This is a genomic window from Lutispora sp. QWL-02 (assembly GCF_058315355.1).
In genome coordinates, this window is the sequence record NZ_CM177762.1 from 3,923,946 (window position 1) to 3,941,263 (window position 17,318).

The 17,318-nt window shown below is 41.1% G+C and carries 20 protein-coding genes and 2 riboswitches; of the genes, 2 read left to right on the forward strand and 18 right to left on the reverse strand.

The features are described from left to right. The 12 genes from AC4HCY_RS18695 to groES all read right to left on the reverse strand — a co-directional run bounded on the left by AC4HCY_RS18695 (position 1) and on the right by groES (position 12,223). On the reverse strand, positions 1–696 hold the full coding sequence (locus AC4HCY_RS18695; protein WP_491094866.1) for an ABC transporter permease: 696 nt from the start codon (positions 694–696) through the stop codon (positions 1–3). 114 nt (positions 697–810) lie between these two features. Next, positions 811–930, reverse strand: a riboswitch (molybdenum cofactor riboswitch). 37 nt (positions 931–967) lie between these two features. Then, positions 968–1,780 carry a formate/nitrite transporter family protein gene (locus AC4HCY_RS18700; protein WP_491096150.1) on the reverse strand — a complete coding sequence of 271 codons (813 nt, stop codon included), beginning with the start codon at positions 1,778–1,780 and terminating at the stop codon, positions 968–970. Between the two features lie 414 nt (positions 1,781–2,194). Then, a complete protein-coding gene (locus AC4HCY_RS18705) occupies positions 2,195–3,352 on the reverse strand; it encodes a quaternary amine ABC transporter ATP-binding protein (protein WP_491096152.1) in 1,158 nt (385 codons plus the stop codon). A gap of 20 nt (positions 3,353–3,372) precedes the next feature. Further along, positions 3,373–4,236, reverse strand: a complete 864-nt coding sequence (locus AC4HCY_RS18710; protein WP_491094867.1) for an ABC transporter permease — start codon at positions 4,234–4,236, stop codon at positions 3,373–3,375. Positions 4,237–4,261: 25 nt separating this feature from the next. Then, positions 4,262–5,260 (reverse strand): glycine betaine ABC transporter substrate-binding protein, encoded by a 999-nt coding sequence (locus AC4HCY_RS18715; protein ID WP_491094868.1) that lies wholly within the window; start codon positions 5,258–5,260, stop codon positions 4,262–4,264. A gap of 153 nt (positions 5,261–5,413) precedes the next feature. Continuing rightward, positions 5,414–6,040, reverse strand: coding sequence for a GntR family transcriptional regulator (locus AC4HCY_RS18720; RefSeq protein WP_491094869.1), 627 nt, complete (start codon positions 6,038–6,040; stop codon positions 5,414–5,416). 176 nt (positions 6,041–6,216) lie between these two features. Further along, positions 6,217–6,705, reverse strand: a complete 489-nt coding sequence (locus AC4HCY_RS18725; RefSeq protein ID WP_323433441.1) for an ECF transporter S component — start codon at positions 6,703–6,705, stop codon at positions 6,217–6,219. A 3-nt stretch (positions 6,706–6,708) separates the two neighbouring features. Next, positions 6,709–8,445: an NADH-dependent [FeFe] hydrogenase, group A6 gene (locus AC4HCY_RS18730; RefSeq protein WP_491094870.1), complete on the reverse strand. Its 1,737-nt coding sequence runs from the start codon at positions 8,443–8,445 to the stop codon at positions 6,709–6,711. 108 nt (positions 8,446–8,553) lie between these two features. Then, positions 8,554–8,673, reverse strand: a riboswitch (molybdenum cofactor riboswitch). A 93-nt stretch (positions 8,674–8,766) separates the two neighbouring features. Beyond that, on the reverse strand, positions 8,767–9,276 hold the full coding sequence (locus AC4HCY_RS18735; RefSeq protein ID WP_491094871.1) for a MogA/MoaB family molybdenum cofactor biosynthesis protein: 510 nt from the start codon (positions 9,274–9,276) through the stop codon (positions 8,767–8,769). A gap of 344 nt (positions 9,277–9,620) precedes the next feature. Next, the gene (moaC, locus tag AC4HCY_RS18740) at positions 9,621–10,073 is read right to left on the reverse strand and encodes a cyclic pyranopterin monophosphate synthase MoaC (RefSeq protein ID WP_491096153.1); all 453 of its coding nucleotides are present in this window, start codon (positions 10,071–10,073) and stop codon (positions 9,621–9,623) included. Positions 10,074–10,288: 215 nt separating this feature from the next. Continuing rightward, on the reverse strand, positions 10,289–11,920 hold the full coding sequence (gene groL / locus AC4HCY_RS18745) for a chaperonin GroEL (protein ID WP_323433437.1): 1,632 nt from the start codon (positions 11,918–11,920) through the stop codon (positions 10,289–10,291). Between the two features lie 18 nt (positions 11,921–11,938). Continuing rightward, entirely contained in the window at positions 11,939–12,223 is a 285-nt protein-coding gene (groES, locus tag AC4HCY_RS18750) for a co-chaperone GroES (protein WP_255226201.1), read from the reverse strand. Positions 12,224–12,575: 352 nt separating this feature from the next. On the opposite strand from groES, the gene AC4HCY_RS18755 reads away from it, so the two are divergent. Next, a complete protein-coding gene (locus AC4HCY_RS18755) occupies positions 12,576–12,980 on the forward strand; it encodes a YtxH domain-containing protein (protein ID WP_323433436.1) in 405 nt (134 codons plus the stop codon). A 23-nt stretch (positions 12,981–13,003) separates the two neighbouring features. After that, on the forward strand, positions 13,004–13,372 hold the full coding sequence (locus tag AC4HCY_RS18760; RefSeq protein ID WP_323433435.1) for a hypothetical protein: 369 nt from the start codon (positions 13,004–13,006) through the stop codon (positions 13,370–13,372). A gap of 23 nt (positions 13,373–13,395) precedes the next feature. Here the strand turns inward: AC4HCY_RS18760 and AC4HCY_RS18765 are convergent, their stop codons facing one another. The 6 genes from AC4HCY_RS18765 to AC4HCY_RS18790 form a co-directional block, all read right to left on the reverse strand. Next, the gene (locus tag AC4HCY_RS18765) at positions 13,396–13,755 is read right to left on the reverse strand and encodes a NifB/NifX family molybdenum-iron cluster-binding protein (RefSeq protein ID WP_323433434.1); all 360 of its coding nucleotides are present in this window, start codon (positions 13,753–13,755) and stop codon (positions 13,396–13,398) included. 38 nt (positions 13,756–13,793) lie between these two features. Further along, the gene (locus tag AC4HCY_RS18770) at positions 13,794–14,669 is read right to left on the reverse strand and encodes an ATP-binding protein (RefSeq protein WP_491094872.1); all 876 of its coding nucleotides are present in this window, start codon (positions 14,667–14,669) and stop codon (positions 13,794–13,796) included. Beyond that, a complete protein-coding gene (locus tag AC4HCY_RS18775; protein WP_491094873.1) occupies positions 14,641–15,501 on the reverse strand; it encodes a nucleotide-binding protein in 861 nt (286 codons plus the stop codon). Before AC4HCY_RS18775 ends, AC4HCY_RS18770 begins: the two co-directional genes overlap by 29 nt. A 2-nt stretch (positions 15,502–15,503) precedes the next feature. Beyond that, positions 15,504–15,872, reverse strand: a complete 369-nt coding sequence (locus AC4HCY_RS18780; protein WP_323434080.1) for a NifB/NifX family molybdenum-iron cluster-binding protein — start codon at positions 15,870–15,872, stop codon at positions 15,504–15,506. Positions 15,873–15,907: 35 nt separating this feature from the next. Beyond that, on the reverse strand, positions 15,908–16,765 hold the full coding sequence (locus AC4HCY_RS18785) for a P-loop NTPase (RefSeq protein WP_491094874.1): 858 nt from the start codon (positions 16,763–16,765) through the stop codon (positions 15,908–15,910). 71 nt (positions 16,766–16,836) lie between these two features. Continuing rightward, the gene (locus AC4HCY_RS18790) at positions 16,837–17,256 is read right to left on the reverse strand and encodes a MerR family transcriptional regulator (protein ID WP_323434082.1); all 420 of its coding nucleotides are present in this window, start codon (positions 17,254–17,256) and stop codon (positions 16,837–16,839) included. Between the last annotated feature and the right edge of the window lie 62 nt (positions 17,257–17,318).

A 17,318-nucleotide genomic window follows, 5' to 3' on the forward strand; every position in this document is an offset into this window, starting at 1 on the left:
TCAGACCCTCCTTCCTTTCAGAAACTGAAGGAAAAAATTTATGATAAAGGAAAGAAGCAGAAGTATGATTCCCAATGCGAGAGCTGTCTGGAATTCTCCCATGCCTTTTTGCAATGCTATAGCAGTGGTCATCACTCTGGTCTGATATCTCACATTGCCTCCTACCATCATAACTGCACCGACCTCAGCCATGAGCCTTCCAAAAGCGGTTATAACCGCTGTGCCGATGCCATATCTGGCTTCTCTCAGGATGACAGCAAAAAGCTGAAAGGAAGATGCACCCATTGTAATTGAAGTTTTTATTAGCAGGTCATCCAAAGACATAAGAGCGGTATGGGTAAGCCCCGTCACAATAGGCAATGCTAATATTGTCTGTGCTATTATCATTGCAGCCGGTGTAAACAGCAATCTCAGATCGCCGAACAGCCCCATCTGATTGGAAAGCATGATATACACAAATAAGCCTACCACCACAGGGGGAAGGCCCATAAAGGTGCTGATTATATTGAGTATGATCCCTCGCCCGGGAAACTTTTTCATATACAGTATTGCAGCAATGGGAATGCCCATTATGCTGCTTATTATCAGGGATACTGCAGATATTTTGAGCGTCAGAAGAATTATGCCGTAGAGTTCCTTATCGAAGGAGAAAAGAAGGCTGAGAGCTTTAGTAAACGCTTCTGCAAAATATGTCATGAAAATCACCTTTCGCCTGTTTTAATAAAAAAAATAAAGATTATTGCATATAACCATGTTTGGTACCAAGCTCAAAAAGAGCAATCCGAAAGGATTGCTCTTCTAATTCTAATATAATAGAATCTGATTTTTCCTTTCCAAATACGGGAGGCTTCAGCATTTCTGCCGGAGCCCTTCGGTTTAATTTTCATGGGCTTGTCCTTTAGAAAATTAAACTCGGAAAATCTTACTATATTTAAGATATCATATATTTATATCTTTTTCAAAGCTTTTATACCTTTTCTGGGCCGTCTTCAGCATCGGATGAAACCTTTGCCGTCCTTATATATACGTTGTAATAGGATAAAGGAACTATTACAGCGCCGCCGATAATGTTTCCGATGGTCACGGGGATCAAGTTCTTCATCCAGATTTGGCCCCAGGTGATTGGTGCACCTATGAACATTCCCAAAGGCGCAAAATACATATTTGCCACACTATGTTCATAACCGCAGAGCACAAAAAGCATTATGGGAAACCAGCAGGAAAATATTTTGCTTATAATATCTCTCGATCCTGTGGCCATCCAGACAGCCAGTACGACAAGGATATTGCACAAAATGCCTCTTATAACAGCGGCTCCAAAGGGTATGGCAACCTTGGCATTTGCTATTGCTATCGCCTTTTCTGCTGCTGCTCCCGTCATGAGATCGCTGTTGGCCACCAGTAAGGCCAATATGACGGAGCCCGCAAAATTTGAGAAATAAACTACTGCCCAATTTCTAAGAAGGTCTCTGACTTTATAATTGCAATTCAAGCAGCCCAATACCATCAAATTATTCCCGGTGAAAAGCTCTCCGCCGCAAATAACAACAAGCATCAATCCTACCGGGAAGGCCGCGGCAAAAATAAATTTAGACATGCCCAGATCAATACTTGCATAAGTCTGCCCGATAATAATTGCTCCTTGAGCGCCAAAGCCTATAAAGGCTCCTGCAAAAATACCCAAAATAATCATATGAATCACCGAAAGCTTCGCTTTGCCGGCACCGGCATCAATAGTAGCCTGAGCAATCTCTTTTGGAGTAAGCAATCTCTTTTCCATCAAGATGTTCCTTTCTATTATAATATACATTATCTCCCTCAGGTTAATTTTAACATTTTCCTCACAATGCGTCTATGAGCGGTAGAGATTTTTAATAATTGATTTATGGGCTATGATATTTTTTAACATTTCCTTCCCTGCTTAATATCTCTTTTTCCCAAAATTATTTTTGTTCTAAGCATATTTTACATTACGCAAATCCTTATTACAATGCAATAAAATTAAACGAGACTTCATCCATACTTGCTAAATTCCAACTATATAGAACAAAGGCTTTTAACGAAAAGTGCAGACTAAGGAAATTTATAATTCCCTATGCATTATAAAAAGACAGGCCCAAAAGAATATCCTTCTGAACCTGTTTTCCTATTTAGCTAACATATGCGTTTGCTTCATATAAAGCCTTTTAATGCTTTATAGCGAAGACAATACTGCTGCCTTGCTGATAATTCCCTTTAGTTTTTTCCCCTCATCAAGCACTGCTATGGGATATTTAGATTTGGCGGCCAAATGCAATACATCTTCGATAAGCTTTTCTTCATTTACAGTATATACATCGCTGGTTATCATGGAGGACAAAGCCAATCCCTCTTTATTTGCACGAACCGCATCATTGATAGTTATGACGCCTATGAATTTCATTTCATCGTCTGCCACATATGCCGTAGAGACACTATTGGCTCTCATCTCTCTTATGGCTTGGATGGGAGCATCCTTGGGCCTCACCAGGCATGTGGGTGTAACCATGACATTCTTGACGCTCAGCACCTTTGCTTTATCTGCACTGCCGATAAATTTAGAAACATAATCATCTGCCGGTTTAGCAGACATATTCTGCGGTGTGTCTATCTGAATAATTCTGCCGTCACGCATTATAGCAACAGTATCTCCTAATTTGAAAGCCTCATTTATATCATGGGTAATAAATATTACTGTTTTCTGAAGCTTTCTTTGGATTGAAAGAAGTTCGAACTGCATATCCCGTCTCACCAATGGGTCCAGCGCTGAGAACGGCTCATCCATCAATAGCACCTCGGGATCATTTGCAAGGGCTCTGGCAAGCCCCACTCTCTGCTTCATCCCTCCAGAAAGACTGTTAATATGTTGATTTTCCCAGCCTTCCAGTCCAACCATGGAAATCATCTCCATTGCTTTCTTCTTACGATCCTCTTTTGGTATATTCTTTACTTCAAGACCATAGGCCACATTTTCAAGGACTGTTCTGTGACTCATAAGACCAAAATTTTGGAATACCATTGAAATCTTATTGCGCCGATAGTCTAAAAGCTCCTTTTTGCTGAATTTATCAATTTCACTGCCTTCGTAAAATATTCTTCCTGAGCTGGGCTTGTTCAGCCTGTTCAAGCAGCGTACAATTGTGGACTTTCCTGAGCCTGACAGTCCTATTATGACAAAAACTTCTCCTTTTTTTACCTCAAAGGATACATCCCAAAGAGCAACAGTAACTCCGGTTTTTCTATGCACCGTTTCCTTGTCTGTACCTTCCTTTATGAGCTTTATGGCTTCAGCTTTATTTATTCCATATAGCTTTGATACGTTTCGGACCCTCATTATGATGTGATTATCCACTTCTATTGCACCTCCTTGTTCTTGACAAGTCCTTGAGTGAGGCGGTCAAGTATAATAGCCACAACAACAATACAAATGCCAGGCATCAAAGCCTTACCCATCTCTGTACGGTTTGTGGCTAAGAGTATTTCCATACCGAGTCCGTTTGCGCCGATTAATGCACAGGTCACCACCATTGACATAGCCATCATAATTGTTTGATTTAAACCGGTCATTATAGTTGACATTGCTTGAGGTATCTGTACCTTAATCAAGACCTGCATAGCAGTTGAGCCAAAAGCCTGGGCTGCCTCGACCACTTCTTTATCTACGTGAGTAATTCCATGGCTAGTCATGCGAATCATAGGTACAATTGAATAGATGGTGGTTGCCATCAACGCAGGAGTCTTTCCTGTACTGAACAAGATAACAGCAGGCACAAGATAAACAAAAGTCGGCATAGTCTGCATTAAATCCAAAATGGGACGTATGATTCCTTCTGCCCTTTTGTTCATTGCAATCAAGATGCCCAAAGGGAATCCCAGCACTAAGGAAAGAATGACAGAAGCTATAACAATGCTGAGGGTTTCCAGCATATGATCCCAAAATCCGCAAGCGCCTACGAAAAACAACATCGCTCCGTAAAGCACACCTATACGCTTCTTCCCGCTTATTTTCCAGCCAAGTATCATAATAATTAAAATCAGCATCCACCAAGGCATGATGGTGAGTAACCAATTTATCCCCTTAATCGAACCTATTACAGCGGATTTTATCGCGGTAAAAAACTCTCTATGCTCTCGGCTGAAGGATTTAATCCATATATCAATGCTATCGCCGACATTAAACTGCCATCTCTCGGGAAATTTTATTAGATATTCATTCAAATACTTGTCCCCCTTCTAAATGTCTTTATGAATTCAAAGCATCCCTTACTTTCTGAGCTCTCTCGGCGGGCAGCCATTCATCCAGCAGGTAATCATACTCCTTAAGAAACCATTTAGCTGTCTCCTCATGAGTTTTCCCCGTCTCATCCAAATGTGCCAAAGCATTGCTTATAAGCTGACTGCCTGTTTTGTACTTCTGGAAAAATTCCAGTAAATCAGGAGCCTTTTCTGCAAATTTACTGCTGCTCACGATCTTAAGCTCCTGTTTGGGGAAGCTGCATTTACCCCCCAAGTAAAGCTCAGGATCATAGGGTGTGTCCTCAAGAAGCACTAAATCCAGCTTTCCGCTGATCCATGTAGGCTCATAGCAATAACCTACCCAAGGTTCTCCCAGATTATATGCAGATGCAAGCGATGCAAATAGAGTTGCTTCACTGCCAAGTCGTGTATAGTTGTACATCTCATCAAGACCATAGGCTTCATACTTTTTATATAGTATTTCATCTGCCATCCACCCAGGAATTGAACCATAGACCCTTCCTTTGTTTGGATTCTCATCATCCGGAAAAAGCTTTGCATATTTTTTCAGATCTTCAACTGTTTTCAAATCCGGAGCAACAGCTTTTATTCCGCGCTTTTCATCTCCTTCAATTACATAACGTGGAACATATAAGCCCTGAGCACTATCAGGAACCAATACTCCCACATCAACAATATCGCCTTTTGCCACATCATCTGGATAGGTTGCCACATTATCTGTCCAACTCTCGATGTCCAGGTCCACATCACCGGCGATCATTGCCTGCCAGTTCATAGTAGACGAGCCTGTGGAAACCTCAAAATCGTAGTTGTCATATGCGTTTTCAACAATCAGCTTTGCTATCTCATTATGCAGCATCTGACTGTCCCAACCGTTGTTTGTTGCTGTTATGGTTATCTTTTCAACCTCCTTGCCGCTGCAGCCTCCAAATACTGCAGTGATGCTAAATATAAGCATTATAATAAATGCTGCTTTTCTTTTCATTCATTAACTCCTCCTTCGCAAAAATTAACAAACAACTTTATAATATCACAAAGTTGTCACTTTGGTCAAATTGAGGAAATCAAAAAGCAGGCATAAAGTCATGTATTTGTATGATTTTATGCCTGCTAAATAAATATTTTCCAAAATCGCCAATTACAAATATAAATAATTTTTCACTCTTTCAGGAGAATTATCATCTCCCACAAAGTATAGTACATCTCCTTTTGTAATAACCGCATAGGGACCGGGAGACATCATTAACTCATCATCATGCCTTATTGCTACAATAGTTGCTGCGGTATGATGCCAAAAATTAATGCCACTGATAGTCTCACCTAAATGTTTGCAATTTGCATCAAGCGTTATTTCGTACGGAATAAAAGGATTTATAGCTTTTAGACTGTGGGTTTTGTCAATGAGCTTATCAAGCATTTCCTTAAGAAAATCATTTTCTTTGGCTTGACGCTCAAGACAATCTAGAATTTCATTTTTTAAGTCATTCACAGACTGTATGGCTGTATATTCCTTCACAAAATCGATTGCTTTTTCACATGATTTTATTAAAACGCCGCTGCCTCTCCAGACCTCAACAATTCCTACATCAGATAGGATGCTTATTGCACGTCTGGCAGTCTCCGAAGAAACATTATACTGGCTTGACAGAACCGAACGTGTATATATTTTATCACCTACTTTATAGTGTCCGCTGGCAATTTTTGATGCTATGTCCAACGCAATATGTTGATACCTGGGGCCTGTAATACTGATACTTTTATCCAAAACTCTCACTCCTTGCAGAGATAGACACCTATCGCTTTGTATCTAAATTATAACATATTTGCCTGATAATATACAAAAAAGAAAGACTAACTCTGCATAAATGATTGATGCAAAGCTAGTCTTCTATATATTTATTTTTCTAACTGAATGTTGTACCAGTTGATTCTGAAAGTTGTCTATTCTTCAGTTTTCTGCGTTCTGTCCAATACTTTGATTATTATAAGAGCTACAGCGCCTCCCATTAATGCGGTAAATAGCTGCGGAAAGCTGAGGGCCACCTTTATAGGCGGTTTTACGGCTACAAAATAGTTTACTGCAGAATACAACAATCCAAACTTCAACAAGGCAGCAAGGCCAACCCCTATTATTTTTCCTTTGGTCTTTAATATAGAATAGACGACCACATATAAAATGTTGCCTGCTACAATAAATGGAACCACGGGAATCAATGCTGGAGGATTAACCCCCAAAACTACGGACATAAAAGGGGTTATAGCACCGATTGCTGCCGCCCAAGGCAAACCGCATATCTGAGCCGCAACGATCAGTACTGCATTGATACCAGAGCCCGTTACCAGCTGACCCATCTTCACAAATTGAAAGACTAAAGCCACCGCAAGGAGTATAGCGGCTCTGGTTAAGGTCTTGGTACTTTTATCTATCATGATCTATACCCTTTCTCTCTTAACATAATGAGTATGGAGCAGGTGGTGAGCTTTATGCCCGTTGGCTTCTCCTAAATACTCATCATATAAAGCTTTGATTTCAGGATTCTTATGAGATTTTCTCAAAGGCATTTCAGCGTCCATGGTATATAGCCCCTGAGCTCTTTTTCTGCATACCTCTTCAGTCTTTTCCTTATCTATTATAATCGGCTGTCCTCCGCCATTTATGCATCCTCCGGGGCAACCCATCACTTCTATGAAGTGATAGTCGGCTTCCCCATTTCTAACTTTATCAAGAAGCTTTCCTGCGTTGGCTGTACCGTGGGCCACAGCAACCTTTACCTCAAGATCTCCTATCTTAACTGCTGCTTCTTTAATTCCCTCAAGTCCTCTTACAGGGTTATAATCTATGTCCTTTAAATCCTGTCCTGTGAGAATATCTGCTACAGTCCTCAAAGCAGCTTCCATTACACCGCCGGTTGCTCCGAATATTACAGCAGCACCTGTTGATTCGCCCATAACCTTATCGAATTTGCTATCTTCCAAGGTCCCGAAATCCATTCTTGCTTCTTTGATCATCCTTGCCAGTTCTCTGGTAGTTATGACAGCATCTACATCCCTCAAGCCGTCAACTTCCAATTCTTCTCTGCCGGATTCAAACTTCTTGGCTGTACAAGGCATTATGGATACAACAAAAATTTTCTTGGGATCAATACCCATCTTCTCTGCATAATAGGATTTTGTCAATGCGCCCAGCATCTGGTGCGGTGACTTGCAGCTTGAAAGATTATCAAGGAAATCGTTGTGATAATGTTCACAATACTTTATCCAGCCCGGAGAACAGGAAGTGATCATCGGAAGCTTTCCGCCGTTTTTAATCCTGCCTAAAAGTTCAGTGCCTTCTTCTATTATTGTTAAGTCTGCAGCAAAATCCGTGTCGAAAACTTTATCAAAGCCTAATCTCTTTAAGGCAGATACCATCTTTCCTTCTACATTAGTGCCTACGGGCATACCGAATTCTTCACCCAAAGCAACTCTAACCGCTGGAGCTGTCTGTGCTACAACATACATATCGCTGTTATCCAATGCTTCCCAGACTCTGTCCCTGTCATCTTTCTCCCTTAATGCGCCCACAGGACATACCTTTATGCATTGGCCGCAATTTATGCAGGCTACTTCAGACAAGCCTTTATCATAGGAGGTGGTTACAGTCGTCTTGACTCCTCTTCTTGCAAAGTTAATAACCCCAGTGCCCTGTACATTCCTGCAAACGCTTATACACCTTCCGCAAAGTATGCATTTATTCTGATCCCTGACCACTGAAGGTGATGCTGTGTCTACCGCATATGTTATCTTTTCTCCTTGGAAGTCCAAACCATCTATGCCCATTTCTTCACAAAGCTTTTGAAGCTCGCAGTTAAGGTTTCTGGAGCATGTCAAACATTCTCTTTCATGTCTGGCCAATATAAGCTTGAGAATTACAGATCTGGCTTCTCTCACGTCTTTTGAATTGGTTTTTACTTCCATGCCTTCTGCAACGGGAAGCACACATGACGCCTGCAAAGATCTGGCTCCCTTTACCTCAACAACGCACATTCTGCATGCTCCGACCTCATTAATATCTTTTAAAAAGCAAAGTGTAGGAATATTAATGTTTAATGACCTAGCAGCTGCCAAAACTGTTGTACCTTTTGGTACTTGGGTTTTGATACCATCAATTGTCAGGTTTACCATTTCCATAATGTTTATCCCCCTTGTCATGTAAATTGGATAAGTTACTAAAAAATAAACTCCCCAAAAAAGGAGTTTATTAACAACCATAAACAAATCCGTATACCATTAAGGCTACGGTTCTCAAATTTAGCTCCTTTCCACACACGGGCAGCATGAACATTTTCATTCAACCCGTTAGCCTGTGCTCCATAAGAAAAAGTTCTTTGGACTACCGACTCGGAGTTATTTTTTTATCATATTTATTCTAATATATTGTTAATGCTTTGTCAATTAGTTTAGAAGCAATTAATTCTATTTATCAGCTATCAGATTTATGGAAAATTGATTCTATTTCCTTTCGGCGCATTCGGAAGTTTCTCCCCTTAAAGTCTCTATGCCATGCCTCAGCACTGGAATTACAACGCTTAGACATTCTCGCACTCCTTTGGGGCTTCCGGGCAGATTTATTATAAGAGATCTGCCTCTGATACCTGCCACAGCTCTTGAAAGCATCGCCTTAGGCGTCGCTTTAAGGCTTTCAGCCCTCATGGCTTCAGATATCCCCGGCACAATCCTCTCAATCATCTCCAAAGTGGCTTCCGGAGTGACATCCCTGGGTGAAAAGCCTGTTCCGCCGCTTGTCAAAATCATATCGATGTTCAAGCTGTCAGCCATTTCTTTTATCGCTTTTTTTATATCTTCTCTTTCATCCGGCACCATCATATATTTTTTCATAATCCCGCCCATAGGCTTCAGCAATTCTTCCGCTGTCGGCCCCGATTCATCTTTCCGTTCTCCTCTTGAGCCTTTATCGCTCACTGTGATTATACCGAATGTAAATGTAAAATCTTTGCTCATAAGCTTCCTCCTTCTTTTCTATGGGGTATTCCTTATAGGTCAGCCACTAGCCGCTAGCCTCTGGCATTATGGTATTCCTTTGGGGTCCTGGGGAACGAAAACCACTGAAAGACACTGAATGGGGCACTGAATTACACGGAAGAGAGCAATAACCCATGTCATTGTTATGAAAATCATGGGTGCTCAGGACGACAAGCTTCGCTTTAAACCGCCCATCTACCTGTCAGATTATTTGATCATTTAGTGTTTTTTCGTGTTGTCTTCGTGTCTTTTAGTGGTTCTTCGTTCCCCTATGACCCGCAAGGAATACCCCAGTCCCTCCTGAGTTCTAAAACCCATTCGTTTTAACATTTAGAACCTAAGTCCCTGAAATAAAAATCGCCTGATTTGCCGCCTGTTTTTTTCACAAGATGTATATCGGATATGACCATTTCTTTGTCTATGGCTTTGCACATATCATATATAGTAAGGGCTGCAATCGATACGGCCGTCAAAGCCTCCATCTCGACGCCCGTAACTCCGTATGTTTTTACCGTTGCAATGATATCTATTTTGCAGTTTTCCTTATCAATATTAAATTCGAGATCCGCACCGTAAATATTGATATTATGGCACATTGGTATTATGACAGAAGTGCTCTTGGCTCCCATTATTCCGCCCACCTGAGCTACAGACAGCACATCTCCTTTTTTTATTTTGCCTTCGCTTACAGCTCTTATGGTTTCCTTTTTCATATAGATGGAACCTCGAGCCACCGCTTCTCTCAAGCTTTCCTCTTTTTCCGTAACATCCACCATCTTTGCATAGCCTTTCTCATTTATGTGAGTCAATCTTTCCAAAGCGATTACCTCCCAATCCAGTTTCTTATCTACTATTATACTTCCTAAGGCCAATTATTAACAGTATTCTTTATTCGGACGCAAGATAACGCTATCAGAGTTTTGGAAGGCATCATCCAGGCGCCAGCCAAAAAGCACAAAAAGCTGCGATAATTCGCAGCTTTTTATCTATTTTAGTACATTCCCATATCTCCGCCCATTCCGCCTCCGGGCATCATGGGTTTTTCCTTTTCAGGAAGGTCTGCTACTATGCTTTCAGTTGTAAGAAGCATTGATGCTATAGATGCAGCATTCTGCAATGCGGATCTTGTAACCTTTGTAGGATCAACTATACCTGCTTCTATCATATTGACATACTTATCGTTTGTCACATCATATCCCACTCCGGCTTCGCTGTTGATAACCTTTTCTACTATTACTGAGCCTTCAAGGCCTGCATTTTCTGCAATCTGTCTTACAGGTTCTTCCAAAGCCCTTCTTACAATTTGAATACCTGTCTTTTCGTCGCCATGAGCATCCTTCAATAAGCCTTCAACAACCTTTATTGCGCTTATCAGAGCAGCTCCGCCGCCAGGTACTATACCTTCTTCTACAGCTGCTCTTGTAGCTGCAAGAGCATCTTCGATCCTAAGCTTTCTTTCTTTGAGCTCAGTTTCTGTTGCAGCGCCGACTTTGATAACTGCCACGCCGCCTGCCAGTTTTGCAAGCCTTTCCTGAAGCTTTTCTCTATCGAAATCAGAAGTTGTCTCTTCTATCTGAGCTTTTATCTGTCTTACTCTATCCTTTATAACCTGAGCATCGCCTGCACCGTCAACGATTATGGTGTTTTCCTTCTGGACTTTGACCTGTCTTGCTCTTCCTAATTGACTGAGCTTTGTTTCCTTAAGGTCTAAGCCAAGTTCTTCGGATATCACCTGACCGCCTGTGAGCACAGCTATATCTTCAAGCATTGCCTTTCTTCTGTCGCCGAAGCCGGGAGCTTTTACAGCCACACAAGTAAAGGTTCCTCTTAGTTTATTTACAACCAATGTTGAAAGCGCTTCCCCTTCAATATCTTCTGCAATTATCAAAAGCTTTTTGCCCTGCTGTACGATCTGCTCTAATACCGGAAGAAGATCTTGAATATTGGATAATTTTTTATCTGTGATAAGTATATACGGATCATCCAATACAGCTTCCATCTTTTCCGTATCTGTGATCATGTACATGGAAACATAGCCTCTGTCAAACTGCATTCCTTCAACAACATCCAAAGTTGTACCGAAGGTATTTGATTCTTCAACGGTTATAACGCCATCCTTGCCTACCTTTTCCATAGCTTCTGAAATTATATCCCCTATTGCCTCTTCTCCTGCTGATATGGAAGCAACCTGCGCTATGGCGGATTTGCTCTCTATGGGCTTGGAAACGTTCTTCAATTGTTCTACAGCAGCCTCGACAGCCTTGGCTATACCTCTCTTCAATACCATCGGGTTTGCACCTGCTGCAACGTTTTTCAAGCCTTCTCTGATTATAGCCTGAGCCAGAATTGTAGCTGTAGTTGTTCCGTCGCCTGCAACATCATTTGTTTTGGTTGCGACTTCTTTTACCAGCTGAGCTCCCATATTTTCAAAAGCATCTTCCAGCTCTATTTCTTTCGCTATAGTAACACCATCATTTGTGATCAGGGGAGAACCGAATTTCTTATCTAAAACAACATTTCTTCCCTTTGGTCCGAGAGTTATCTTAACTGTGTCAGCCAGTTGATTTACTCCTCTTTCAAGAGATCTTCTTGCATCTTCGCTAAATTTAATCTGCTTTGCCATTTATTTAACCTCCCTTTATTATTCTACTATTGCCAATACATCATTTTGTCTGAGGATCAGATATTCTGCTCCGTCCATCTTGACTTCTGTTCCTGCATATTTGGAGTATATTACCCTGTCTCCAACCTTTAATTCCAAAGGAACCTTCTTGCCGTCTACAATCTCGCCTGAGCCGACAGCCAGGATTTCGCCCTGCATTGGCTTTTCCTTTGCAGTGCCCGGTAGAACTATACCGCTTTTAGTTGTTTCTTCGCTTTCCAATACTTTAATAACTACTCTGTCTCCAAGTGGTTTGATATTCATTAATACCCCTCCTTAAAGTTTTTGTATTTAAAATTTATATGTTTTCTTTTTATTAGCACTCGTTAGCGTTGAGTGCTAATTACATTATTATAATAATTAATGAAATTATTATTGGCAAATTCATAATTTCCTATTTTAGTGGGTTTTTTGGCTATATTCGCCTAATATTTCAATTTAACTCCGTATTACATTGTTTTTCTTTTCCTATATATGCAACTAGGCTATCCATATGAAAATTTTACCTAACTTATTTTTACCCATTATTGTTAATATATTCGTTTATTGAAATTAGCATGGTTTTCCAGTATAATTATATAAATATACAAAGTATTCGATATAAGGAGGGTTATCAATGTCATTAAGAGATGTTTTAAACAAATCTAAAAAAGAGAAGAAAAAAGCTCAGGCAATAGATACAGCTAAGAAAGTAGGAGTAGGCCTGGGGGTGGGTGCGGCAGTGGGTGCGGCTGCAGGTGTGCTCCTGGCTCCTAAAGCCGGCGAAGAGACCAGGAAGGACATAGCAGATGCTGCTAAAAATGCTGCTCAAAGCGTAAAGGAAGGCGCAGGAGAAGTCGGAGAAAAGATATCCAAAATAGTGGAAGAAGGAAAAGAGAAGATAGCTAATCTTAAGAAGGATAAAGAGGCCGATGAAGAAGTTGCCGCAGGAGGAGACAAATGCTGCGACGATCATGAGAGCTGCTGCGGAGGATGCTCTGAGGCTGAGGAGCCAAAAATGGGCAGCTGCTGTGAAGATTAATAAGAAGAAAAGAGGAGTAGGGTATGATATCGTATAGGGATCTGGGACTGCTCATACTTTTTCTGATCGCAACAGGGCTGGGCATATATCTGTTTATTGCATTGAGCCACCTCACCTGCATATTGAAAAAGGTGAGAGGAATATTGGACAAACACGAATCTGATATTGACAAAACTTTGGACAAGCTTCCTTCCATCGCCGGCAATATTGATGAGGCTGCAGTAAATGTAAAGCAGGGTGTGGAGAAGGCAGCAGCTACGGTAGATTCTATAGGTGATACGGTAGCCGAGACTGTGGCTGCCGTAAGCTCAGGCACTCAAGAGGCTGTAGAATATGTGAAGATCATAAGCGAAATAGTCAAAGTGCTGATCAGCACCTTTGGGAAAAAATAATACCCCGATTGGGGTATTATTTTTTAATGTCCCTCGCATGAGTCATGGTGCTCATGCTCATGGCAGACACTGCCCGCAGATTTAAGCTCTCCCTTTAAATAGCTCTCCGCATTGTGTGACGGGTCACCTGAAGCACCTGTTATGACTTCAATGTTCTTTTCATTAAATATTTCGATGGCTCCGCTGCCCATACCACCGGAAATTATTACGTTAACACCCAAGTCATTTAGGTAATTAGGCAAAAAACCGGGTTTATGCCCTGGATTTTGGAAAAATTGCTTTCCGCTTATCCTGCCTGCTTCCTCTGTAAATATTTCAAAGCCCTCGCAATGTCCAAAATGCTGCGCTACCTTATTTCCTTCTCTTGCTACTGCGATTTTCATAAATCAACTCTCCTCTCATATATACAAAATAGTTGTTTCTAATTTATCAAAACTCTATATGTTTCCCTCCATATATTTTTCAATGCCTCTGCTGCAGGACTATCAAGCATATCAATAATAGTCTTTCCCTGATTTACTGCTTTAACCACCAGAGGATCATAGGGAATCTTACCTACTATAGGTATACACTCTTTATTGCAAAACCCTTCAAGCTCAGAAGCATTATCTAAATCTACATCATATTTATTGATGCAAACTAAACAAGGGGCTCCAAACCTCTTTACAGTATCAATAATTCTTTTCATATCATGGATTCCCGAAAGGGTTGGCTCTGCTACTATTAAAACCAGATCTGCTCCGCTTATAGATGCTATTACGGGGCATCCTATGCCTGGCGAGCCATCTATTATAGCTAATTCCTCTCCATCGGTAAAATCTTTAAGCTTTTTCTTTACCTCTGTCACCAGCTTTCCGGATGCTCCGTTACCCATTCTAAGCTGTGCTTGTGAAAAGATTTCTCCATTAATTGCTGATACCGTTGTAATCCCTGATATATTTTTCTCCAAATGAATCGCTTTTTTACCTTTGTCATCTTTTACAGGGCAAAAAGCCTCACATACACCGCAGCCCTCGCATTCCATGGGCTTCAAAATGCCATTCCTTATGGCTCCGAAGCGGCATAGCTCTTCACATTTTCCGCATTGGATACATATATCATAATTTTTCACGGCTTTTTTTAATCCATAATAGGGTTTTTCTTCTTTTATCTCCCCATCAGAATAAATTATATGAAGATTTGGTGCATCCACATCGCAATCTGCGAAGGCTTTATTTTCAGCCAGCTTTATAAAGGCTCCTGCTGCGGTGGTCTTGCCTGTACCGCCCTTACCGCTCAATATGAGCAACTGCTTCATGCTGCACCTCCTCTTGAACTCTTTGAAGGATTTCCTTGAATACAGCAAGGTATTTATCATCCTCTGCAGCAGCAATCCTTCCTTGCGAATTCATGGAACCAATATTATCATCATATGGAATCCTTGCAAGAACAGGTATCCTGTTTTGGGAGCAGTAATCATCCGCCACAGTTTCTCCTTCGATATACTTGTTTATTATCACTCCGTGGGGTTTGTCAAACAGCTTCACCAGTTCATGCACCATGGCCAAATTGTGAATGCCAAACAAAGTAGGCTCTGTAACAAGAATACAGTAACTGCAATTCTTTATGCTCTCCATAACGGCACAGGAGCTCCCCGGAGGGCTGTCAACAATATAAGTGTTATCTTCTTGGATATTCTCCGACAATTTCTTTATAATGGGTATGCCCACAGCTTCGCCGGTATTTAATATGCCTGTTTTTGTTTTAATTCTCCCTGATATTCCATATTCAACTTTGCCTATGACCCTTCCCTGCTCTGTCAAAGCCTTTTCCGGGCATAGCAATATGCAGCCCCCGCAATCATGGCAAAGCTCTTTAAAAACAAGCAATCTATTATTAGCCAAAGCCAAGGCATTATACTGGCAAAAATCCACACATATTCTGCAGGCATTGCATTTCTCCAAATCAGCTTTAGGTATCATGACCTCTACTTTTTCCTCGGCGGTAATCTCAGGCTTAAGAAACAGCCAGCCATTCGGCTCTTCTACATCACAATCAATGTATGTTGCGTTTTGAGCTGCAAAGGCCAAATTAACTGAAATGAAGGTTTTCCCCGTGCCTCCTTTTCCGCTGAGCACAGCAATCTGCATTTTTAAGCTCCCCCATGGTTATGATATCCGGCGTGTATATCTGTCAGTTCTTCAAGTATTCCTGAAATAAACATTTGCACTGCATCGCTGACAGTTCCGGGTGAAGCTTTATAAATTTTGATTCCTCCCGCTTGCAATACATCCGCTGCATTCTGTCCGCAGCGGAAGGTGATAATTGCATCGGCTCCGCTATCTACAATGGCCTGAGCCGCTTTTATTCCCGCCCCTCCTTGTTCACTGGCTGCAGCATTGTCAATTATCTTATAGCTCATATCCTTGACATCCACTAAAATAAAGGTTTCTGTCCTTCCAAAGCTTTGATTAACAGGGCTTTCAAGGCTTTTTCCCTCCGAAGGTATTGCAATTTTCACAATGAACAACCTCCCTATAATAATTTTGGAATAATTTACGGTTTGAGATTCTTTTCTATAAAGTCCAAAGCTCCGGATAGATAATCATTGTCCAGCTTTTCGATTCCACCTTTATCACAAGCCTCAGCTATAGAAGGATCTATTGGCATTCTGCCAAGAACCTCAATCCCCAACTCACCTGCAATATCATCTATATGGCTGTCTCCAAAAATTTTAATCTCTTTACTGCAATCCGGACATTTCACATAGCTCATATTTTCTACAATGCCTAATACGGGTATATTCATGGATTTTGCCATATTGTAAGCTTTTCGTACTATCATATGAACCAGATCCTGGGGAGAGGTTACTATTATGATGCCGTCCAAAGGTATGGATTGAAATACTGTCAGCGGCACATCCCCTGTTCCCGGAGGCATGTCAAGGAATAAGTAGTCTATTTCTCCCCAGATGACATCAGACCAAAACTGTTTCACCACACCGGATATAAGAGGCCCTCTCCATATCACGGGAGAATCATCACTGTCCAGCAATAAATTTACAGACATTATTTTTATGCCATTATGGGTTTTCTCCGGCAATATGCCTGAGTCAGAGGACATCGCCCTCCTGTTTATACCAAACATCCTGGGTATTGAAGGCCCTGTAATATCCGCATCCAAAACTCCCGCTTTATAGCCTTTTCTCCTTGCCAGGACTGCAAGAGCGGAGGTCACCAGGGACTTTCCTACTCCGCCCTTTCCGCTGACCACTCCTATCACTCTTTTTATTGAATTCAACTTGTGAGCCTTGATACTGAAATCATTTTCTATCTGTGCATCTCCACAGCCTCCTGAGCAGCCAGCTCCTTCCTCGCAGCTCATGTTTTCGCATTCACATTCATTCTTATCCATAAAACCCATCTCCTATATATTATTATTTATATTTATTAAATAAATTCTTTGAAGTTTTGGACAAATAAAATTTATCTGCTTCTGCACCCATTGCAATTAGTGCAATTCTTATACACTTCACAGGTATTGCACATCTCTGCTTTATCGCTTGCTATCATGCAATACGTGCCTTCAATCTTCCAGCAATGCTTTGCCTCATTTACCGGGACCGGACTATTTTTGCGGGCTCCTCCCCGGCAATCCTTTTTGAACCAGCAAGAATACATGGAAATAGTATGCTTTACTCCCGCAATATTAAGACCCTTTTCATCCATCAAAAATTTAATAAACTTCAGCCTTTTTAAATCATTATTGGAATATTTTCTTTGATAGCCCTGCCTGTCAGGCTGTATAAGGCCATTTTTCTCCCATACCCTCAGGGTTTCCGGATGCTCGCCTATAAGGCGAGCAACCGTGCCTATGGTATAGAGTCCTGTACATTCGTCAAACATAATAATCACCATTTAAATATTTCTTTTTTAATATTAGCATACTAATCAATCGTTGCAAATAG

Excerpts from the sequence above, each read along its gene's own strand:
- AC4HCY_RS18695 (WP_491094866.1), bottom strand. The coding sequence starts at position 696 with ATGACATATTTTGCAGAAGCGTTTACTAAAGCTCTCAGCCTTCTTTTC.
- AC4HCY_RS18700 (WP_491096150.1), bottom strand. The coding sequence starts at position 1,780 with ATGGAAAAGAGATTGCTTACTCCAAAAGAGATTGCTCAGGCTACTATT.
- AC4HCY_RS18705 (WP_491096152.1), bottom strand. The coding sequence starts at position 3,352 with ATGAGGGTCCGAAACGTATCAAAGCTATATGGAATAAATAAAGCTGAA.
- AC4HCY_RS18715 (WP_491094868.1), bottom strand. The coding sequence starts at position 5,260 with ATGAAAAGAAAAGCAGCATTTATTATAATGCTTATATTTAGCATCACT.
- AC4HCY_RS18725 (WP_323433441.1), bottom strand. The coding sequence starts at position 6,705 with ATGATAGATAAAAGTACCAAGACCTTAACCAGAGCCGCTATACTCCTT.
- AC4HCY_RS18730 (WP_491094870.1), bottom strand. The coding sequence starts at position 8,445 with ATGGAAATGGTAAACCTGACAATTGATGGTATCAAAACCCAAGTACCA.
- AC4HCY_RS18735 (WP_491094871.1), bottom strand. The coding sequence starts at position 9,276 with ATGAGCAAAGATTTTACATTTACATTCGGTATAATCACAGTGAGCGAT.
- moaC (WP_491096153.1), bottom strand. The coding sequence starts at position 10,073 with ATGGTGGATGTTACGGAAAAAGAGGAAAGCTTGAGAGAAGCGGTGGCT.
- groL (WP_323433437.1), bottom strand. The coding sequence starts at position 11,920 with ATGGCAAAGCAGATTAAATTTAGCGAAGATGCAAGAAGATCTCTTGAA.
- groES (WP_255226201.1), bottom strand. The coding sequence starts at position 12,223 with ATGAATATCAAACCACTTGGAGACAGAGTAGTTATTAAAGTATTGGAA.
- AC4HCY_RS18755 (WP_323433436.1), top strand. The coding sequence starts at position 12,576 with ATGTCATTAAGAGATGTTTTAAACAAATCTAAAAAAGAGAAGAAAAAA.
- AC4HCY_RS18760 (WP_323433435.1), top strand. The coding sequence starts at position 13,004 with ATGATATCGTATAGGGATCTGGGACTGCTCATACTTTTTCTGATCGCA.
- AC4HCY_RS18765 (WP_323433434.1), bottom strand. The coding sequence starts at position 13,755 with ATGAAAATCGCAGTAGCAAGAGAAGGAAATAAGGTAGCGCAGCATTTT.
- AC4HCY_RS18770 (WP_491094872.1), bottom strand. The coding sequence starts at position 14,669 with ATGAAGCAGTTGCTCATATTGAGCGGTAAGGGCGGTACAGGCAAGACC.
- AC4HCY_RS18775 (WP_491094873.1), bottom strand. The coding sequence starts at position 15,501 with ATGCAGATTGCTGTGCTCAGCGGAAAAGGAGGCACGGGGAAAACCTTC.
- AC4HCY_RS18785 (WP_491094874.1), bottom strand. The coding sequence starts at position 16,765 with ATGGATAAGAATGAATGTGAATGCGAAAACATGAGCTGCGAGGAAGGA.
- AC4HCY_RS18790 (WP_323434082.1), bottom strand. The coding sequence starts at position 17,256 with ATGTTTGACGAATGTACAGGACTCTATACCATAGGCACGGTTGCTCGC.